The sequence below is a fragment of the Methylorubrum sp. SL192 genome, from assembly GCF_026672325.1.
In the GTDB taxonomy this organism is placed as follows: domain Bacteria; phylum Pseudomonadota; class Alphaproteobacteria; order Rhizobiales; family Beijerinckiaceae; genus Methylobacterium; species Methylobacterium extorquens.
In genome coordinates, this window is the sequence record NZ_JAPPQV010000003.1 from 4,268,589 (window position 1) to 4,286,192 (window position 17,604).

At 68.8% G+C, this 17,604-nt stretch carries 17 protein-coding genes; 10 read left to right on the forward strand and 7 right to left on the reverse strand.

The features are described 5' to 3' along the window. Positions 1-14 precede the first annotated feature (14 nt). Complete coding sequence (gene groES / locus OVA30_RS20570) at positions 15-305, reverse strand: co-chaperone GroES (RefSeq protein ID WP_003603800.1); 291 nt, start codon at positions 303-305, stop codon at positions 15-17. A gap of 214 nt (positions 306-519) precedes the next feature. Between groES and OVA30_RS20575 the strand changes: the two genes are divergently transcribed. Beyond that, complete coding sequence (locus OVA30_RS20575) at positions 520-1,524, forward strand: magnesium transporter CorA family protein (protein WP_003603801.1); 1,005 nt, start codon at positions 520-522, stop codon at positions 1,522-1,524. Positions 1,525-1,567: 43 nt separating this feature from the next. On the opposite strand, the gene OVA30_RS20580 is transcribed toward OVA30_RS20575, so the two are convergent. Then, a complete protein-coding gene (locus tag OVA30_RS20580) occupies positions 1,568-2,209 on the reverse strand; it encodes a MarC family protein (protein ID WP_012255819.1) in 642 nt (213 codons plus the stop codon). Positions 2,210-2,348: 139 nt separating this feature from the next. Here OVA30_RS20580 and OVA30_RS20585 point away from each other — a divergent pair, with 139 nt between their 5' ends. Together OVA30_RS20585 and glcE are read left to right on the forward strand one after the other, a co-directional pair. After that, positions 2,349-3,809, forward strand: coding sequence for a lipopolysaccharide biosynthesis protein (locus OVA30_RS20585; protein WP_268176650.1), 1,461 nt, complete (start codon positions 2,349-2,351; stop codon positions 3,807-3,809). 132 nt (positions 3,810-3,941) lie between these two features. Continuing rightward, positions 3,942-5,132 (forward strand): glycolate oxidase subunit GlcE, encoded by a 1,191-nt coding sequence (gene glcE / locus OVA30_RS20590; RefSeq protein WP_268176651.1) that lies wholly within the window; start codon positions 3,942-3,944, stop codon positions 5,130-5,132. A 13-nt stretch (positions 5,133-5,145) separates the two neighbouring features. Here the strand turns inward: glcE and OVA30_RS20595 are convergent, their stop codons facing one another. Beyond that, positions 5,146-6,786, reverse strand: coding sequence for an inorganic phosphate transporter (locus OVA30_RS20595; protein WP_268176652.1), 1,641 nt, complete (start codon positions 6,784-6,786; stop codon positions 5,146-5,148). Between the two features lie 326 nt (positions 6,787-7,112). On the opposite strand from OVA30_RS20595, the gene OVA30_RS20600 reads away from it, so the two are divergent. The 4 genes from OVA30_RS20600 to glpD all read left to right on the forward strand — a co-directional run bounded on the left by OVA30_RS20600 (position 7,113) and on the right by glpD (position 9,432). Next, positions 7,113-7,322 carry a hypothetical protein gene (locus OVA30_RS20600; RefSeq protein WP_003600907.1) on the forward strand — a complete coding sequence of 70 codons (210 nt, stop codon included), beginning with the start codon at positions 7,113-7,115 and terminating at the stop codon, positions 7,320-7,322. Positions 7,323-7,421: 99 nt separating this feature from the next. Next, the gene (locus OVA30_RS20605; protein ID WP_012255824.1) at positions 7,422-7,607 is read left to right on the forward strand and encodes a hypothetical protein; all 186 of its coding nucleotides are present in this window, start codon (positions 7,422-7,424) and stop codon (positions 7,605-7,607) included. A gap of 8 nt (positions 7,608-7,615) precedes the next feature. Beyond that, positions 7,616-7,918 (forward strand): hypothetical protein, encoded by a 303-nt coding sequence (locus OVA30_RS20610; RefSeq protein ID WP_268176653.1) that lies wholly within the window; start codon positions 7,616-7,618, stop codon positions 7,916-7,918. After that, a complete protein-coding gene (gene glpD, locus OVA30_RS20615) occupies positions 7,915-9,432 on the forward strand; it encodes a glycerol-3-phosphate dehydrogenase (protein ID WP_268176654.1) in 1,518 nt (505 codons plus the stop codon). The genes OVA30_RS20610 and glpD overlap by 4 nt, the downstream gene beginning before the upstream one ends. On the opposite strand, the gene OVA30_RS20620 is transcribed toward glpD, so the two are convergent. From OVA30_RS20620 to OVA30_RS20630, 3 genes are all read right to left on the reverse strand, one after another. Further along, on the reverse strand, positions 9,420-10,853 hold the full coding sequence (locus OVA30_RS20620; protein WP_268176655.1) for a mannose-1-phosphate guanylyltransferase/mannose-6-phosphate isomerase: 1,434 nt from the start codon (positions 10,851-10,853) through the stop codon (positions 9,420-9,422). The two genes, glpD and OVA30_RS20620, sit on opposite strands and share 13 nt — an antisense overlap. 193 nt (positions 10,854-11,046) lie before the next feature. Then, entirely contained in the window at positions 11,047-13,212 is a 2,166-nt protein-coding gene (scpA, locus tag OVA30_RS20625; RefSeq protein WP_268176656.1) for a methylmalonyl-CoA mutase, read from the reverse strand. Positions 13,213-13,316: 104 nt separating this feature from the next. Next, on the reverse strand, positions 13,317-13,817 hold the full coding sequence (locus tag OVA30_RS20630; protein WP_268176657.1) for a hypothetical protein: 501 nt from the start codon (positions 13,815-13,817) through the stop codon (positions 13,317-13,319). Positions 13,818-13,931: 114 nt separating this feature from the next. Here OVA30_RS20630 and OVA30_RS20635 point away from each other — a divergent pair, with 114 nt between their 5' ends. After that, on the forward strand, positions 13,932-14,861 hold the full coding sequence (locus OVA30_RS20635; protein WP_268176658.1) for a DUF817 domain-containing protein: 930 nt from the start codon (positions 13,932-13,934) through the stop codon (positions 14,859-14,861). Here the strand turns inward: OVA30_RS20635 and OVA30_RS20640 are convergent. Beyond that, positions 14,854-15,069 carry a hypothetical protein gene (locus OVA30_RS20640; RefSeq protein WP_003600916.1) on the reverse strand — a complete coding sequence of 72 codons (216 nt, stop codon included), beginning with the start codon at positions 15,067-15,069 and terminating at the stop codon, positions 14,854-14,856. The two genes, OVA30_RS20635 and OVA30_RS20640, sit on opposite strands and share 8 nt — an antisense overlap. Before the next feature lie 515 nt (positions 15,070-15,584). On the opposite strand from OVA30_RS20640, the gene OVA30_RS20645 reads away from it, so the two are divergent. Next, a complete protein-coding gene (locus OVA30_RS20645) occupies positions 15,585-16,730 on the forward strand; it encodes a S1C family serine protease (protein ID WP_268176659.1) in 1,146 nt (381 codons plus the stop codon). Between the two features lie 69 nt (positions 16,731-16,799). Further along, positions 16,800-17,495 carry a J domain-containing protein gene (locus tag OVA30_RS20650; protein WP_268176660.1) on the forward strand — a complete coding sequence of 232 codons (696 nt, stop codon included), beginning with the start codon at positions 16,800-16,802 and terminating at the stop codon, positions 17,493-17,495. The last annotated feature ends 109 nt before the right edge of the window (positions 17,496-17,604 follow it).

A 17,604-nucleotide genomic window follows, 5' to 3' on the forward strand; every position in this document is an offset into this window, starting at 1 on the left:
AGGGGTTGCGCGCCTTAGAGGGCGACGACGCCCATGATGTCGGATTCCTTCATGATGAGGAGATCCTGGCCGTCGATCTTGACCTCGGTGCCGGACCACTTGCCGAACAGCACGCGGTCACCGACCTTCACGTCGAGGGCGTTGACGCGGCCCTGCTCGTCGCGAGCGCCGGGGCCGACGGCGACGATCTCGCCCTCTTGCGGCTTCTCCTTGGCGGTATCCGGGATGATGATGCCGCCTTTCGTCTTCTCTTCGCTCTCGATGCGACGGACGACGACGCGGTCGTGCAGCGGACGGAACTTCATGAGCTGCCCTCTTGCTTCGGAATGGCGGTTGGTCTTCATGCGGCCGGGACGACCGCGCTCCACCTGATTGTTAGCACTCCAAGCAAGTGAGTGCTAACGACGCTGGCGAGATAGGCGCGTGGCGTTTTTGAGTCAAGGCGCAGCTTCTTCCCGGCTGCGGCGGTTTCACGCGAATTTCTCGCGCGCCTGGGACGGACGGGGACACATTCTCCCGATGATGAGCCTTCATGGGGCCAACGGCGCGGTCGAGCACGGCGGCGCGGGAGGCGGCGCGAGCCTGCCCGATCACGCGGTCTGGATCGATCTGAACGATCCGACCGCCGAGGAGGCCGCGCAGGTCGAACGCAAGACGGGCATCCGCGTGCCCTCGCGCGCGGCGCTGAGCGAGGTCGAGTCGTCGAGCCGCCTGCGCCGCAACCGCGACGGCCTCTCCCTCTCGACGCCGATGGTGACCTTCGACCGCTCCGATTTCAGCCTGAAGCCGCTGGGCTTCCTGCTCAACGCGGACCATCTCGTCACCGTGCGCTTCCACGACATGCGCGCCATCGCGGCGGTCCGGAAGCGTGTGGACGAGCGCGACGGCGACGGCAGCACCAGCACGGGCATGTTCCTGCTCGTGGTCGAGGAACTGGTCGACAACCTCGCCGACCTGCTGGAGGAGATGTCGGGCGATCTCGATGCGCTCTCCACCCGCATCTTCGATTTCGATTCCGGCGCCCGGCCCGGCGCCCGCAAAGGTGACACCACCGCGCCGAAGCGGCGCGACCTTGCCCTGCGCCGCCTGCTCCGTTCGGTGGGGCGCCACGGCAAGTCGCTGTCGAAGGTCCGCGCCAGCCTGCTCGGGCTCGGGCGCATCATCGCTTTCGCCAAGAGCGAGTGCGGGCAGACTCTCAAGGAGGGCGACGCGCCGCGCTTCGACACGCTGGCGCAGGACATCGCTTCGCTGGACGAGTTCGAGACGCGACTCTCCGAGACCGTCCAGTTCCTGCTCGACGCGACGCTCGGGCTCATCAACATCGAGCAGAACAACGCCTTCCGGGTTCTCACCGTCGTGTCCGTGGTCGGCGTGCCGCCGACCCTGGTGGCCTCGCTCTACGGCATGAACTTCAAGCACATGCCCGAACTCGACTGGGCCTACGGCTACCCCTACGGCCTCGCCCTGATCGCGATCTCGGCGATCGTGCCGCTGCTCTATTTCAAGGCGAAGGGCTGGCTGTAACGCGGCGTCGAGAAGCGCCGCCGTCTGGAGCGCTCTCTGCGGCTCAATGGCTGAGGCCGGGGAACAGGTTGCGCAGGCTCGTCACGATCATCTCCATCGCAACCGCGGCCAGGATCATGCCCATCAGGCGGCGCGTGATTGCGGTGGCCGTGGCGGAGAGGTGGTGGCCGAGCCAGGGGGCCGAGAGCAGCGCGACAGTCAGAAGCGTGAGAAAGGCGCCGACACCGAGCGCGAGTTCCGGCCATTTGGCCTGCGCCTTGGCGGTTTGGCCGAACACGATGAGCGTCGCGATCGTCCCCGGACCGACGAGCAGGGGGATGGTCAGCGGGTAGATGGCGACGCTGTCCGCATCGATCTGGTCTTCCTTCTCCTTGGGGCTGCGGCCATGCGTCTGGCTCGACGAGCCCTGAAGCATGGAGAGCGCGATCGTCAGGACGATGAGCCCGCCCGCCAGACGGAAGTCGTCGACGCTGAGTCCGAAGGCATCCAGGATGGCCTGCCCGGCCACGATCGAGACGAGGCAACCGATCGTGGTCCCGACAGCGGCCTTGACCGCAACGTGCCGCCGCACGGCGTCGGAGGCGCCATCGGTGAGGGAGAGGAACACCGGCACATTCGCGATCGGGTTCATGATGGCGAACAAAGCGGCGAAGACCTTCGTGACGAAGGACAGATCGACAGACATCGCGAATCCCGGTTTCGAACCTCAGACCCATAGCACGGCTCCGACTTCGGCCCGGCGCCCCACAATTCAGGCTTTGTTGGCGGCTAGCTGCGAGTCTCGTCCTCAGGCTCCAGGCTGAGCGAGCAGCGCACCCCGTCCCATGGCCGTCATCGCCGCCTTCGTCCTCAATGCCGGGCTGAACTTCATCCTCGGCATCGCCATCGCCCGAATGCTGGGGCCGGCCGATTTCGGCCGGTTCGCCCTGGCGACGGCCGGCGCGGTCGTGCTCAACACGATCCTCTTCGAGTGGCTGCGGCTCTCGGCGACGCGGTTCTATTCGGCGCGGGTACGCGAGGCCGAGCCCTGGATCCGCCAGGGTCTCGACCGGGCTTACTGGGTCATCGCGCTGGCGCTATTTGCCACCGCCGCCCTCTGCGCCGGACTTGGGATCGCGGTCAATCCGACCCCCGAGGGACGTCTGGTCATGACCGCCGGCACCATGGTCGCGGCGATCGGGATCGGGCTGTTCGACTATCACGCGGCGCTCGCCCGCGCCCGCTTCATCGGCAGCGCCTATCTCCGGCTCGTGGTGTGGAAGAACGTCCTGGCCTTCGTGCTGATGGCCGGCACGGCATGGCTGTTTCCGCAGCCGGTCTGGGTTTTGATCGCAGGGGGCTTGAGCCAGTTCCTGGCGGTGCTGCCGATGCGCAAGATCCTGGGCGACGGGCTTTTGGGGCACGCGCCCGCCCTGCCCCATGGCCGAGCTCGTGAAACTCTGCACCTGTTCGCGGCCTACGGCCTGCCCTTGATCGCGGCCAACGCCGTCTATCAGATCATGCCCTTCCTCAACCGCGCCGCCATCGCCGGCACCGCCGGCTTTGCCGAGGCCGGCTATTTCGCGCTCGCCGCCGATCTCGGTTCGCGGGCCTTCTCGACGCTCGGGGCCGCACTCGACCTGCTGCTGTTCCAGATCGCCGTGCAGGCCGAGGAGCATCACGGCCGCGAGGCCGCCGAGACGCAGGTCGCGCGCAACATTGCCATCGTGGTGGCGCTGCTCCTGCCCTGCGCCGCCGGCTATTGGGCCGTGACGCCGGCCCTCCAGGCGCTGATCGTGCCGGAGGAGTTTCGCGGACCGTTCGCGGACTACACCGACCTGCTGATCCCGGGCCTGTTCTGCCTCTCGATCATGAACTTCGCCCTCAATCCCATCTTCCAGATCCGACGCCGGACGAGTCCGGTGGTCGCGGCTGCGCTCATCGGGCTGGCCGTCAACGCCGTCGGCCTCGTCCTGTTGCCGCGGATGCTGGGACCGCAGGGCGTTGCCGTCGCGCAGACCCTCGGCCTCGTCGCGGCGGTCGCCGTGCTCGGCCTGCGGGCGCTCACGGGGATCGAGCGCTTGCGCCTGCCGGGCCGCGACCTCGCCCTCACCGCCGCCGCCTGCCTCGCCATGGTTCTGGCCGTGCTGCCGTTCCGCGGCCTGGAGCCGGCGCTCGCTCTGCCCGCCTGCATCGCGGCCGGAATGCTCGTCTACGGGGCCCTCGTCTGGTTCCTCGACATCGCCGGCCTGCGCAGCGCTGTGCGCCAGCGCTTCCCGAAGCGGCTGCCGGCCGCCGCGCGGTAGGCGCGGGCTTGGCCCAAGGTCGGCTTGGCCCAAAGTCGGCTTAGCGCAGTCTCGGCTTGCCACCTCCGGCCAAACGGGGTTTGAGTCCGGGAGCTTCTCAAAGCTCCAGAAAAATCCCACGGGACGGAAACGATGACCTCATACGCGCCGGCGAGCGAGCAGGAGGCGGCTACCATCGTGGCGCAGGCCGCCGGCCGATCGGAACCGCTGCGTCTCGTCGGCGGCGGCACCAAGGCGGCGCTCGGCCGCCCACCGCAGGATGAGGCGACGCTCGCCGCCACGGGGCTCACCGGCATCACCCTCTACGAGCCGGCCGAGATGGTGGTCGCCGCGCGGGCCGGCACGCCGCTCGCCGAAGTCGAGGCGCTGCTGGCCGGCCGCGGGCAGATGCTGCCGTTCGAGCCGATGGATCACCGCCCGCTCCTCGGCTCCACCGGCGAGCCGACCTTCGGCGCGGTGGCGGCGGCCAACAATTCCGGCCCCCGCCGCATCAATGCGGGCGCGGCCCGCGACAGCCTGATCGGCGTGCGCTTCGTCAACGGACGCGGCCAGCCGATCAAGTCCGGCGGGCGGGTGATGAAGAACGTCACCGGCCTCGACCTCGTGAAGCTGATGGCCGGCTCCTGGGGCACGCTCGGCCTGCTGACGGAGGTCACCTTCAAGGTGCTGCCGGTGCAGGAGCAGGTCGCGACCCTCGTGCTGCCGGGCCTTTCCGACGCCGCTGCGGTCGAGGCGCTCGCCACCGCCCTCGGCTCGCCGTTCGAGCTGACGGGCGCCGCCCACTGGCCTGCCGGTATCGGCGGCGCGGAGCCGCGTACGCTGATGCGCGTCGAAGGTTTCGCCAAATCGGTCGATTACCGCCTCGGCGAGCTGCGCCGCCTGCTGCGCCGCTACGGCGCGGCGCAGGTCGTCGAGGGTGAGGAGAGCGCCGCGCTCTGGCGTGCCGTGCGCGACGCGACCCTGCTGGCCGAACCGCGCGCGGCCGCGATCTGGCGTATCTCCACCGCTCCGACCCGCGGGCCGGCGGTCACCGCGGCGATCGCGGCCGAGCGTGCCGCGCGCTGGTTCTACGATTGGGGCGGCGGCCTGATCTGGCTCGCCACCGATGCCTCCGACGATGCCGGCGCCGCGGTGATCCGCGCTGCGGTGAAGGCCGCCGGCAGCGGGCACGCGACCCTGGTGCGCGCGCCCGAGACTCTGCGCGCCGCCGTCCCCGTTTTCGAGCCGCTGCCCGAGCCGCTGATGCGCATCACCGCCGGCATCAAGGCCGCGCATGATCCGGCCGGGATCTTCAACCCCGGCCGGATGTACGCAGGCGTTTGATCCTCGGTTCGCCTCAGAACACGAACCGCAGGCCGCCATAGAGCAGCCCGGCCAGGGTGATCGCCGCTGGCAGGGTCAGCAGCCACGCGGCGGCGAGGTTGCGCACGGTGGCCCATTGCAGGCCCGAGCCGTTGGCGGCCATGGTGCCGGCAACGCCGCTCGACAGGATGTGGGTGGTCGAGACTGGCAGGCCGTAGGCCTCCGCGAGGCCGATCGTGCCCGCGGCCGTGATCTCGGCCGACGCCCCTTGCGCGTAGGTCAGGTGCTTCTTGCCGATGCGGCTGCCGACGGTGACGACGATGCGCTTCCAGCCCACCATCGTGCCGAGGCCGAGCGCCAGGGCGACCGAGACCTTCACCCAGGTCGGGATGTAGCGGGTGCCGTCGTTCAGGCTCGTCTCGTAGGCCTTCAGCGTTTCGGCCTCCTCGCCGACGAAGAGCCCCTCGTGCTTCTTCAGGCTGTGGATCGCGTCCGAGGCGAGGTACATGTCGTTGCGCAGGTTCGGCGTCGCCTCCGCCGGAACGTGGCGGATCGCGCCGTACTCCTTCACCTTCGTGGCGATGTCGTCCGAGAGGGCGGCCAGGGCCGCATAGGTCTCCGGCCGGTCGAGGTCCTTCTTCCCCAGCGCCTCGGTGATCTGCACGCGCCCCTCGGCCGGGCTCGGCATCGGGGCTTGGTCCGCCCGGTTCTGGAACACCGTCCGGGCGCGCTCCGAGACTTGAACGAAATGCGGCGTTGCCGATTCCGACATGGTCCGGTTGAGCGCGTAGGCGGTGGGCGCGGCGCCGATTTGGATCAGCATGATCAGGCCCATGCCCTTCTGCCCGTCATTGCCGCCATGGGCGAAGGAGACGCCGCCGCAGGTGAGGATCAGTAGGGCGCGGATCCAGAGCGGGGGCGGCGTGTCACCCTGCGGCTCCTGGTAGAGGGTGCGGTTGCGGATCACGAACCGCATCGTCAGCAGCAGCAGGGCCGCCATAACGAAGCCGACGAGGGGGCTGAACAGCAGGGCCCGCAGCACGCTCCACGCCTGATTCCACTGAACGCCGGAGGTGCCCGAGCCTTCGGCGGCAAGGAGCTGGTTGGCGAGGCCCACGCCGAGAACCGATCCGATCAGCGCGTGCGAGGACGAGTTCGGCAGGCCGAGCGCCCATGTCCCCAGGTTCCAGATGATCGCGGCGATGAGCAGCGCGAAGATCATCGCGTAACCGGCGGACGAACCGGACTTCAGCACCAGTTCCACGGGCAGCAAGGTGACGACGCTGTAGGCGACGGCACCGGTCGAGACGAGGACGCCGAGAAAGTTGAAGACGCCGGAATAGACCACGGCGACGACCGGTGGCAGGCTGTGGGTATAGATCACCGTCGCGACGGCGTTGGCGGTGTCGTGGAAGCCGTTCACGAACTCGAAGCCGAGAGCGATGAGCAGCGCGAGGCCGAGCAGCGCGAAGGCGCCGATCGCCAGCGGCGGCTGGCCGGCGGCCTGCATATCCGTGATCAGGTTGAAGAGCGCGTAGCCAAGCCCTCCCACCAGGACGAGCAAGAAAAGGCCGATTCCAGCCGGATGCATCCGGCCGTCGAGATTGGGGCCCCGTGGCGAGCGGGCTTCGGTCGGTGCCGAACCCCTGTCCTGCAGGCTGAGCGCGTCTGACATTGAACCTCGAAGGAATCGACTGCGGACTTCGCTGATGCCGGGCGCGGGGCCATACGGTCTCGGACCCTGCCGCGGCCGGTCGCGCAGCGGCGTCCACCCATCGATCGACCCAACGCCAGGCTTACAAGCTCTGCTCAGTGGAGAGGTTCAGTGAAGTTTCGATGACATGAGGGAAAAGCAGATTTGGTCCGCATCTCGTTCGGTCATCCACGTCTCTGCACTTTGATGGTCGGGTCTGGACTGTTGACAGGCGCTACACATGGCGACTCTCCCGGTCGCATCAAGCCATGGGACGCCGGGGTTCGGATCGTCGTAGAAGGACGCTCATGCTGACGCTCGCGCTCTCGCTCGCCCTCCTCGTCGTGGTGATCCTCATCATCGTCCGGCGGCGCCACCTCACCCTTCTCATGGGGCTGGGCAGCCTGATCGCGGCCCTGCTCGCCATGCTCTGGCTTCAGGATCTCGGGCTCCTGCCCGGCTCACAGGGGCCGTTGACTCACACCCGGCCTCTGACGCTGGATGACAGCCATCGATGACGGCGCTGCCGAGGGCGGCCAGGGAACTCTCCCGGCCTTCGCGCGTCTGCCGCGATGAACCGGCCTCCGCTCCGAGGTCCGTCGGATTGGAGACGTCCCTTGCGCAACCTTCTCCTGCTTCTGATCGTGCTCGCAGGCGGCTTCGTGCTGACGGCCATGTATGTCGCGCCGAACCAGCCCGAATTGCGGGGCTGGTACCAGACCAATGCCTGCCCGCATCTCGACCGGATCAGCCCGAAGATCTGCGAGCCGATCCGGGCCGCTCGAGGCACGAGCGCGATCTGAGGCCCCGCTTGCGCCGGGTCTTCGACTGGTTCTTCCGCGACCGGCGCAGCGGCGCCGTCGTGATCGGCCAATGGCCAAACCTACCGCTCTGGATCTTCGCCGCGGCCTCGGCCTTGGAATGGCTGCTTGAGGCGGCGACGCCCGGCCTGCCGGCTCCGGTCTTCGCGGGCCTTCGCATCGTCGCACTCCTGAGCCTCACCGTCTGGGCGCTCGATGAGATCGTCCGCGGGGTCAATCCGTGGCGGCGCTGCCTCGGGGGCTTCGTGCTGATCGGCATCGTCGTCAGTGTCAGCGGACTGGTCCGCCTGTGAGCGACCCGTTCGACCTCCTCGTCATCGGCGGCGGCATCAATGGCGCCGGGATCGCCCGTGATGCGGCGGGCCGGGGCTTGCGCGTCCTGTTGTGCGAGCGGGGCGATCTGGCCGAACACACCTCGTCGGCCTCGACCAAACTGATCCATGGCGGCCTGCGCTACCTCGAACAGTACGAGTTCCGGCTCGTGCGCGAGGCGCTCGCCGAGCGTGAGCGGCTGATGCGGCTCGCACCCCACATCGTCTGGCCCCTGCGCTTCGTCCTGCCGTACGATGCGGGGCTACGGCCGGCCTGGATGCTGCGGCTCGGGCTGTTCCTCTACGATCACCTCACGCGCCTCAAGACGCTGCCGGGTTCGACATCGCTGCGCCTCGATCGCGACGCGGCCGGCGCGCCGCTTCAGAAGCGGCTGACGCGGGGCTTCGGCTATTCCGATTGCTGGGTCGAGGACAGCCGCCTCGTCGTGCTGAACGCGCTCGACGCCGCCGAGCGCGGCGCGCAGATCCGCACCCGGACCGCCGTCGAATCCGCCCGTCGCGACGAAGGTGCCTGGACCGTCACCCTCTACGATTCCGACAAACGGCGGCGGGAGAGCGTACGGGCACGGGTCGTCGTCAACGCCGCCGGACCGTGGGTCGGCGAGACCCTGCTGCGAACGCTCGCCGTCGAGGCCCGGCCGAAGGTGCGCCTCGTCAAGGGGAGCCACATCGTCGTCCGGCGACTCTATGAGGGCGATCAGGCCTACATCCTGCAGCAGCCCGACCGGCGCATCGTCTTCGCCATCCCCTACGAGCGCGATTTCACCCTGATCGGCACCACGGACGTGGCGCATGAGGGCGGCCCTGGCCCCGTCGTCATCTCGGCCCAGGAGACACGCTATCTCTGCGCCTGCATCAACCGCTCGTTCGAGCGGCAGATCGGCCCGGACGACGTGGTCTGGAGCTTTTCGGGCCTGAGACCCCTCTACGATGACGACGCGGCGGCGAACGCCTCGGCGGTCACCCGCGATTACGTGCTCGAACTCGACACCGACGGTCCCCCGGTCCTTTCCGTGTTCGGGGGCAAGATCACGACCTATCGCCGGCTCGCTGAGCACGCCCTCGACCGGCTGGGACCGCACCTGCCCGGCCTGAAGCCGCCCTGGACCGGAACCGCCCCCCTGCCCGGCGGCGACATGGACGGCGCGGATTTCGAGAGGTTCCTGGCGAGGCTCGTGGCGGAGCGTCCCTTCCTCCCGGCGGCGACCGCCCGTCGGCTCGCCCGCGCCTACGGCACTCGCTTGGAGCATCTGCTCGGCGATGCGCGGGCGCTGTCCGATCTCGGCGAGACCTTCGGCGGCGATCTCAGCGCGCGCGAGGTCGATTACCTCGTGCGGCACGAATGGGCGCGCACGCCCGACGATATTCTGTGGCGGCGCTCGAAGCTCGGGCTCAGGAGCGGCCGGGCGGATGTCGCGCGGCTCGGGCGCGCCCTCGCCAACCCATCGGCCGATTCCGGCGCTCAGCGCCCGTAGACGTCCTCGACCCGGATGATGTCGTCCTCGCCGGTATAGGAGCCGACCTGCACCTCGATCAGTTCGAGCGGGATCTTTCCGGGATTGGTCAGCCGGTGCATCGAGCCGATCGGCAGGTAGACCGCCTCGTTCTCGTGCACGAGCACGATTGAATCGTTCAGCGTCACCTCGGCCGTCCCCTTCACCACCACCCAGTGTTCGGCCCGGTGGAAATGCTTCTGCAGCGAGAGCCGCCCGCCCGGCGTCACCATGATCCGCTTCACCTGGAAGCGCTCGCCGATATCGATGCGCTGATACCAGCCCCAGGGGCGGTACATCCGGCGGTGGGCATCCGCCTCCGGATGCGCCTTCTCGCGCAGCACGGTCACGAGATCCTTGACCTTGCCCGACTTCGCCTTGGAGGCGACCAGCACCGCGTCGGGGGTCGCGACCACCACGACGTCGTCGAGGCCGACCACCGTGGTGAGCCCATCGCCCTCGCTATGGACGAGGCTGCCCGTGGTCTCCACGAGTTCGACGCGGCCGCGCACGGCGTTGCCCTGGGCGTCGCGTTCCAGCACCTGCCACACCGCGTCCCAGGTACCGACATCCGACCACGCGAAGGAGACGGCGAGCACCCCGGCCCGTGTCGTCCGCTCCATCACCGCGTAATCGATCGAGGTTTTCGGCGCCCGCGCGAAGGACTCGGCCTGAAGTCGGACGAAGTCGAGATCGGTGGCGGCGTTCGCGAGCGCGCCGCGGGCGGCTTCGAGCACGTCGGGTGCGTGCGCTTCCAGCTCGGCGATCATCACGTCGGCGCGGAACAGGAAGTAGCCCGAGTTCCACAGGGCGCCCTCCCCGATCAGGCTCTCGGCGCCGGCCGCGTCCGGCTTCTCGACGAAGCGCTCGACCCGGCGCAGGCCCGGCGCGTCGGGGAGTGCGCCGCCGGTGCGGATATAGCCGTACTCGGTCGCCGGCCGGGTCGGGGTGATGCCCAGCGTCATGATCTGGCCGAGCCGGGCGCCCAAGGCCGCCTCCTGCGCGGCGCTGGCAAAAGCAGCGGCGTCCTCGATCACGTGGTCGGCGGCCATCACCAGCACCACCGTCTCCGGCCCGCGCCGCGCGCCGTGAAGTGCGGCCACCGCGACGGCGGCCGCGGAGTCGCGCCGCTCGGGTTCGAGTAGGATGTCGGCAGCGATGCCCGCTTGCGCGAGCTGCTCGGCGACGATGAAGCGGGACTCGGCCGAGGCGATGACCGTCGGCCTCGCGAACACGGCCTCGTCGGCGACGCGGCGGACGGTGGCTTGGAAGGTCGAGGTCGCCGGATCGACCAGCGGCGTGAACTGCTTCGGCATGCTCTCGCGCGAAGCCGGCCACAGCCGCGTGCCCGAGCCGCCGCACAGGATCACGGGCAGGATCTTTTCGTGGTCTGCCTCGGCCATTGCCCAGTCCGTCGCGTATCGGGAGGCGCCAGCCGGTTGGGCACGGATGCGGGAGCGGCGGGCGCGAAAAATGACCCTGCCGTCTTAGCCGATCCGATGAGGCGGCACCACGCGAGGCATGGTGCCGCCTGGAATCCCGGTAAATTCAAATGAAAGGCGGGGGCATGACCCCCGCCGAGACTGGAAAAGCGGACTACTCGGCCGCCTGCCGCTCGCCGTAGCCCAGGCGCGTGTTGAGTTCGCCCAGTAGCTTCACGGCCGCTTCCGCGATCACGGTGCCCGGCGGGAAGATCGCCGAGGCGCCCGCGGCGTAGAGCGCATCGTAGTCGCCCGGCGGGATCACGCCGCCGACCACGATCATCACGTCGTCGCGGCCCTGCTGCTTCAGCGCGGCCTTGAGTTCCGGCACCAGCGTCAGGTGGCCCGCCGCCAGAGAGGAGACGCCGACGATGTGCACGTCGTTCTCTACCGCTTGACGTGCCGCCTCGTCGGGTGTGGCGAAGAGCGGCCCAATATCAACGTCGAAGCCGAGATCGGCAAACGCCGAGGCGATCACCTTCTGGCCGCGGTCGTGCCCGTCCTGGCCCATCTTGGCGACCAGGATGCGCGGGCGGCGCCCGTCATTCTCCTCGAAGGCCTCGACGAGGCCGCGGACTTTCTCCACCACCGGCGACATGCCGCCCACCTCCCGCTTGTAGACGCCCGAGATCGAGCGAATCTCGGCGCGGTGACGGCCCCAGGCCTTCTCCAGCGCTTCCGAGATCTCGCCGACCGTGGCCTTGGCCCGCGCCGCGTTCACCGCCAGTTCGAGCAGGTTGCCCTCGCCATCCGCAGCCTTCGTCAGGGCGGCCAGAGCCGCATCGACGTCGGCCTGGTTGCGCTCGGCGCGCAGGCGCTTGAGCTTGTCGATCTGCTTGGCACGCACGTCGGCGTTGTCGACGCGCAGCAGGTCGATCTTCATCTCGTCGTCGGGCTTGTACTTGTTGATGCCGACGATGGTCTGGCGCCCGGAATCGATCCGCGCCTGGGCACGGGCGGCGGCCTCCTCGATGCGCAGCTTCGGGATGCCGGCCTCGATGGCCTTCGCCATGCCGCCGAGCGCCTCGACCTCGCGGATATGCTCCCAAGCGCGCGCGGCGATGTCCCGGGTCAGCCGCTCGACATAGTAGGAGCCGCCCCACGGATCGATGATCCGCGTGGTGCCGCTCTCCTGCTGCAGGAAGAGCTGGGTGTTGCGGGCGATGCGGGCCGAGAAGTCGGTCGGCAGCGCCAAAGCCTCGTCGAGCGCGTTGGTGTGGAGCGACTGGGTGCCGCCCTGCGTTGCCGCCATCGCCTCGATGCAGGTGCGGGTGACGTTGTTGAACACGTCCTGCGCCGTCAGCGACCAGCCGCTCGTCTGCGAGTGGGTGCGCAGCGGCAGCGACTTATCGGATTTCGGCTCGAACTCCTTGACGAGCTTGGCCCAGATCAGGCGCGCGGCCCGCATCTTGGCGATCTCCATGAAGAAGTTCATCCCGATCGCCCAGAAGAACGACAGGCGCGGGGCGAACTGATCGATGGTGAGGCCCGCCGCGAGGCCGGCCTTGATGTACTCGACGCCGTCGGCGAGGGTGTAGGCGAGCTCCAGATCCTGCGTCGCCCCGGCCTCCTGCATGTGGTAGCCGGAGATCGAGATCGAGTTGAATTTCGGCATGTTCTTCGAGGTGTAGCCGAAGATGTCCGAGATGATCCGCATCGATCCTTTGGGAGGATAGATGTAGGTGTTGCGGACCATGAACTCCTTGAGGATGTCGTTCTGGATCGTGCCGGCGAGCTTTTCGGGCGGCACGCCCTGCTCTTCGGCCGCGACGATGTAGAGCGCGAGCACCGGCAGCACCGCGCCGTTCATCGTCATCGACACCGTCATCTCGTCCAGCGGAATGCCGGAGAACAGCGTGCGCATGTCGTAGATCGAGTCGATCGCGACACCCGCCATGCCGACATCACCCGAGACGCGGGGGTGGTCCGAATCGTAGCCGCGGTGGGTGGCGAGATCGAAGGCGACCGAGAGGCCTTTCTGGCCGGCGGCGAGGTTGCGCCGGTAGAAGGCGTTCGAATCCTCGGCCGTCGAGAAGCCGGCATATTGCCGGATCGTCCAGGGCTGGGTGACGTACATCGCCGGATAGGGGCCGCGCAGGTAGGGCGGCAGGCCGGGGAACGAGTCGATCCCCTCGCAGCCCTCGCGGTCCTCGGGGCCGTAGAAGCCCTTCACCGGAATGCCCTCGGGCGTCATCCACGGCTCCCCGGCCGGCGGGGGCGGCGCCTTGAAGCCGTCGGCCGCGTAGGCGACGGAGGCGAAATCGGGGATGCGGGAGCTCATCGTGCGTCTGTTCCTGGCGTCAGTCTCGGCATCGGCGGAGACGATGAATTTTTTGAGCATTATAGGCAAGCCACCAAACGCGGCTACTGTCCATAAGGCCGGACTCACCGGCCGCGCTTGCGCTGGCTGCCTGCCAGATGACGGCGCCCGCGCGCATCCCAGCGCACGCTCGGCGCCGGCCCCGACGGCGCGGCTAGCCATCTTCTGCGCTGGGCGATCAGCGCCTTGAGCCGTTCGGCCCGCTTCTCCTTGCCTGCGCAGTCGCAGCTGCAACCGACGTCGAAGCCGTGGGGGCCGCCTTCGCCGGAAAACAGGCTGACCACCGCCAACACGATCCCGACGACGCCGATCACGCCGATCACCAGCGCCGGCCACGCGAAGCCGAGGCCGACGAGGACGGCGATGGCGGCCTTGCCGGCCAACGTTCCGACCACCTTCACTTTCAGGAGAGCGCCGAAGGTTGCCGCGGCGCCAGCCGATCCGCGCAGCGCCCGCAGGCTCCGCCTGCGGAAACGCTTGCGCGCGACCAGCGCTTCGAGCCGGTGCAATTCGCGCTCCGTCCGCCGCCGGGCGTGAGCCCGATCCTCCACCGCGTTCGCCCGCACGCCCCCTCCCCGCTGCGCTTGCCGCGCCGAATGTGCGGCGAGGCGAGCGTGACCGTCAAACCGCCGCTTTCCGCGGCTCGGGTCGCTGGGAGCGCGCGCGGAAGGTTGGACGGAATGGCGGCACAGCGGAGGGAGCCAAGTGCGGCGCGGAACTGGCCGTTCCTAGCAGGCTTCGTCGCGGCCGAGCGCCGGCTCGGCAAGCGCGCCGAGGCCGCGGGCCGGCTGCCGGCCTTCGCCTACGAGTTTCTGAGGTTCGGGGTGAAGCAGGGCTGGGCCTGCCTGTTCGGCGGCCTCATCTGCGCGCTGCTCATCGGCACGCACCTGTTCTACCCGGCCGACGCGTCGCTCTCGCGCTACGATTTTCTGACGCTCGCCGCGATCCTGATCCAGGTCGGGCTGCTGGCTTTGGGCATGGAGACCTGGGAGGAGGCCAAGGTCATCGCGCTTTATCACGTCGTCGGGACGGCGATGGAGATCTTCAAGACCGGCGTCGGCTCGTGGATCTATCCGGAGGCGAGCCTGCTGCGGATCATGGGCGTGCCGCTGTTCACCGGCTTCATGTATGCCAGCATCGGCTCCTACATCGCCCGTGTCTGGCGCCTGTTCGACTTCCGCTTCACCCGGCATCCGCCGCTGATGTTCACGCTGCCGCTGGCGGGGGCGATCTACCTCAACTTCTTCAGCCACCATTACGTGGCCGACATGCGGGCGATGCTGTTCATCGCGACCGGCGTGCTGTTCGGCGGCACGGTCGTGCACTTCAAGGTCTGGCACGTGTACCGGCAGATGCCGCTGCTGCTCGGCTTCGTCCTCGTTGCCGGGTTCATCTGGCTGGCCGAGAACATCGGCACGGCGAGCCGGGTCTGGCTCTACCCGAACCAGGCGGCCGGCTGGTCGCCGGTCTCGGCGGCCAAGCTCGGCTCGTGGTTCCTGCTGATGATCGTGTCCTACGTGCTCGTCACGCTGGTGAGCCGGCCGGAGCCATGCCCCGAGGCGGCACCCGCACGGCCTGCCGATCCGGGCGCTGAGGCCGCGATCAGTTGACGTAGGTGCGGATCCAGTTCGGGGAGAGGATTTCGCCCTCCTCGGTGATGATCCAGGGCTGCTTCGAGGGGTCGCCGAGGGCGCCCTTGGCGGCAAGCAGCGCCTCGCGCAGGGTGTCGTAGCGCTCCGGCTGGGCCAGGGGAGACGAGGCCGGCAGGGTGCGCCAGATCGTCAGGTCGGCAGGACGTTCGAGAGCTTCGGTTTCCATCTCATGCGCTTCCTGTTCGAACCGGGCCCGTTCGCGAAAGGATCGCGGCGACGACTGACGTCGCTGGGCCGGTATGTACAAAGTTCTAGGGCGATCGAAGCATCTCTGGGGCGGCTTTGCGATCAATTCGAGTGCTCGATAGCCGTTCGATCACCGTTTCGTCGCAGTTCCTCGTCTGAACCTTGCCTTGGTTTCGCCAAGAATTGGTCCGGACCCACCCACCGATGCCTTTTCATCTGTAGGACGACACTGCGTATGAAACAGTATGCAATTGGTTACTCTTCGTAGGGGCATCCCTCGGTGCGGTGCCGCACCCAGCTTCCCTGTGTAGGAAAGCGGGGATTTGTTGACTGGACGCCACACCCGACACAGCTAAGTCTCAATTGCCGGACGCGCGCTTTTCGGCGCGACGGACCTGACTCTCAGGAGTTTGGTGGAGAGAACCTGAACGTAGCCCGTACCGCCGACGCGGCGCGGGTCGCGCGGTTCATGGCTGAGCAGGGCTGAGGTTGTCGGTGCCGGATCGCTTCGTGCGCGTCGCCTTGGGCGTGACGCTGGGCCTGCTGATCGCCTTCGTGGCGCAGCCCTACATCCTCGCCTTCTTCTACTCGGCGAACGCGCCCCGCTCGGTCGCGGCGCGCGGCGATCTCTCGGCGGCGGAGAAGACCACCGTCGATCTGTTCGCCAGCGCCTCGCCCTCCGTCGTCCACGTCTTCGCCCAGGCGGCGGCGCAAGGGCGCGCGCTGATGGAGCCGGACGACGAGTTCGGCCAAGGGGAACAGCAGCAGGGCTCCGGCACGCAGACCGGCACCGGTTTCGTCTGGGACGCGGCGGGCCACGTCGTCACCAACAACCACGTCGTCGAGGCCGCGACGAAGGGTGGCGGCTCGATCTCCGTGCGGCTCGCCTCGGGCGAAGTGATCGGCGCGCGGGTCGTCGGCACGGCGCCGAGCTACGATCTCGCCGTGCTCCAGCTCGGCCGCGTGGCCAAGATGCCCCCTCCCCTGGCTGTAGGGACCTCGGCCGACCTCAAGGTCGGGCAGTCGGCCTTCGCCATCGGCAACCCGTTCGGCCTCGATCACACGCTGACGACCGGGGTCATCAGCGCACTCCAGCGGCGGCTGCCGACGCAGGAGGGCCGGGAGCTGTCGGGCGTCATCCAGACCGATGCGGCGATCAACCCAGGCAATTCCGGCGGGCCCTTGCTCGATTCCGCCGGGCGCCTGATCGGCGTCAACACCGCCATCTTCTCGCCCTCGGGCGCCAGCGCCGGCATCGGCTTTGCGGTGCCGGTCGATGTCGTGAACCGGGTGGTGCCGGACCTCATCAAGAACGGGCGCGTGCGCAATCCCGGCATCGGCATCATCGCCGGCCAGGAGGCGACCGCCGCCCGGCTCGGCATCGACGGCGTCGTGGTGCTGCGGGTGCTGCCCGGTTCGCCGGCGGCGCAGGCCGGCTTGCGCGGCGTCGATCCCCGCACCGGCACGATCGGCGACGTCATCGTCGGCGCCAACGGCCGCCCGGTTCACCGCCTGTCGGATCTGACCGCCGCGGTCGAGGAAGCCGGGCTCGACCGCCCGGTGAGCTTGCTGGTGGAGCGCGATGGCCGGGTGCGGACGGTGCGGGTGAATACCGCCGACGTGGCGCAGACGCGGTTGTAATCCCGCTCCCCGTGGGCGTGCACCGGATGAGCGCTTTACGCGCGCACCGAACCAGCCGATGACCGCGGGATGCTCATCGCCCTCGGCCTTCTGGCGCTCATCGGATTCTGGTGGCTCGGCCGCCGCAACGGGCGCCTGCCCTTCGGCCTGACGCCGCGCCTGCTCGCCGGCTACGTCCTGCTGGCAACGGCCTTCGTGCTGTCGCTGCGCGGCAGCTTCCTCCTGGCCCTTCTGCTCGGTGCAGGAGGCGTCTGGCTCTCGGAGGGCGAGGCGGGCGTGATCCGGCGGGTCCGCGCATGGCGCGGATACCGGGAGCCCCGGCAAGTGCGGACGGCCGCCCTCGAATTCGACCTCGGCACCGACGGGGAGCCGATGGACGGGACCGTGCTCGTCGGACCCTTCGCCGGCCGCCGCCTCTCGGCGGTGCCGTCAGAGGCGCTCATCGAGTTGGCCGCTCTGCTGAGCGCCAACGATCCCGAGGGCGCCCGCGGGCTAGAGGCGTATCTCGACCGCCGGCACCCCGGCTGGCGTGTAGACGCTGATGTCGACGGAGACCCGCGGACGGGCGGACCGACGAAGCCAGGGTCGATGACGGAGCAGGAGGCCTATCAGGTCCTGGGGCTTGAGCGCGGGGCGTCCCTGGAGGACGTCCGCGCGGCTCATCGGACGCTGATGAAGCGGCTGCATCCCGACCAGGGCGGCAGCGTCGAGGGAGCGGCGCGCGTGAACGCGGCGCGTGACAGACTGGTGAACCGACATCGCTAGAACTCCACGCGCGTTGTCAGGGTCGATATGTCGAAGGTCGTCGAAGCCGCTTGATACGGCTCCTGTCATCGGGCGGTCGCCGGCCGAACGCGCCGGCAGCCGCACCGAG

Coding starts and splice junctions, on each gene's coding strand:
- groES (WP_003603800.1), bottom strand. CDS start 305: ATGAAGTTCCGTCCGCTGCACGACCGCGTCGTCGTCCGTCGCATCGAG.
- OVA30_RS20575 (WP_003603801.1), top strand. CDS start 520: ATGATGAGCCTTCATGGGGCCAACGGCGCGGTCGAGCACGGCGGCGCG.
- OVA30_RS20580 (WP_012255819.1), bottom strand. CDS start 2,209: ATGTCTGTCGATCTGTCCTTCGTCACGAAGGTCTTCGCCGCTTTGTTC.
- OVA30_RS20585 (WP_268176650.1), top strand. CDS start 2,349: ATGGCCGTCATCGCCGCCTTCGTCCTCAATGCCGGGCTGAACTTCATC.
- glcE (WP_268176651.1), top strand. CDS start 3,942: ATGACCTCATACGCGCCGGCGAGCGAGCAGGAGGCGGCTACCATCGTG.
- OVA30_RS20595 (WP_268176652.1), bottom strand. CDS start 6,786: ATGTCAGACGCGCTCAGCCTGCAGGACAGGGGTTCGGCACCGACCGAA.
- OVA30_RS20600 (WP_003600907.1), top strand. CDS start 7,113: ATGCTGACGCTCGCGCTCTCGCTCGCCCTCCTCGTCGTGGTGATCCTC.
- OVA30_RS20620 (WP_268176655.1), bottom strand. CDS start 10,853: ATGGCCGAGGCAGACCACGAAAAGATCCTGCCCGTGATCCTGTGCGGC.
- scpA (WP_268176656.1), bottom strand. CDS start 13,212: ATGAGCTCCCGCATCCCCGATTTCGCCTCCGTCGCCTACGCGGCCGAC.
- OVA30_RS20635 (WP_268176658.1), top strand. CDS start 13,932: ATGGCGGCACAGCGGAGGGAGCCAAGTGCGGCGCGGAACTGGCCGTTC.
- OVA30_RS20640 (WP_003600916.1), bottom strand. CDS start 15,069: ATGGAAACCGAAGCTCTCGAACGTCCTGCCGACCTGACGATCTGGCGC.
- OVA30_RS20650 (WP_268176660.1), top strand. CDS start 16,800: ATGCTCATCGCCCTCGGCCTTCTGGCGCTCATCGGATTCTGGTGGCTC.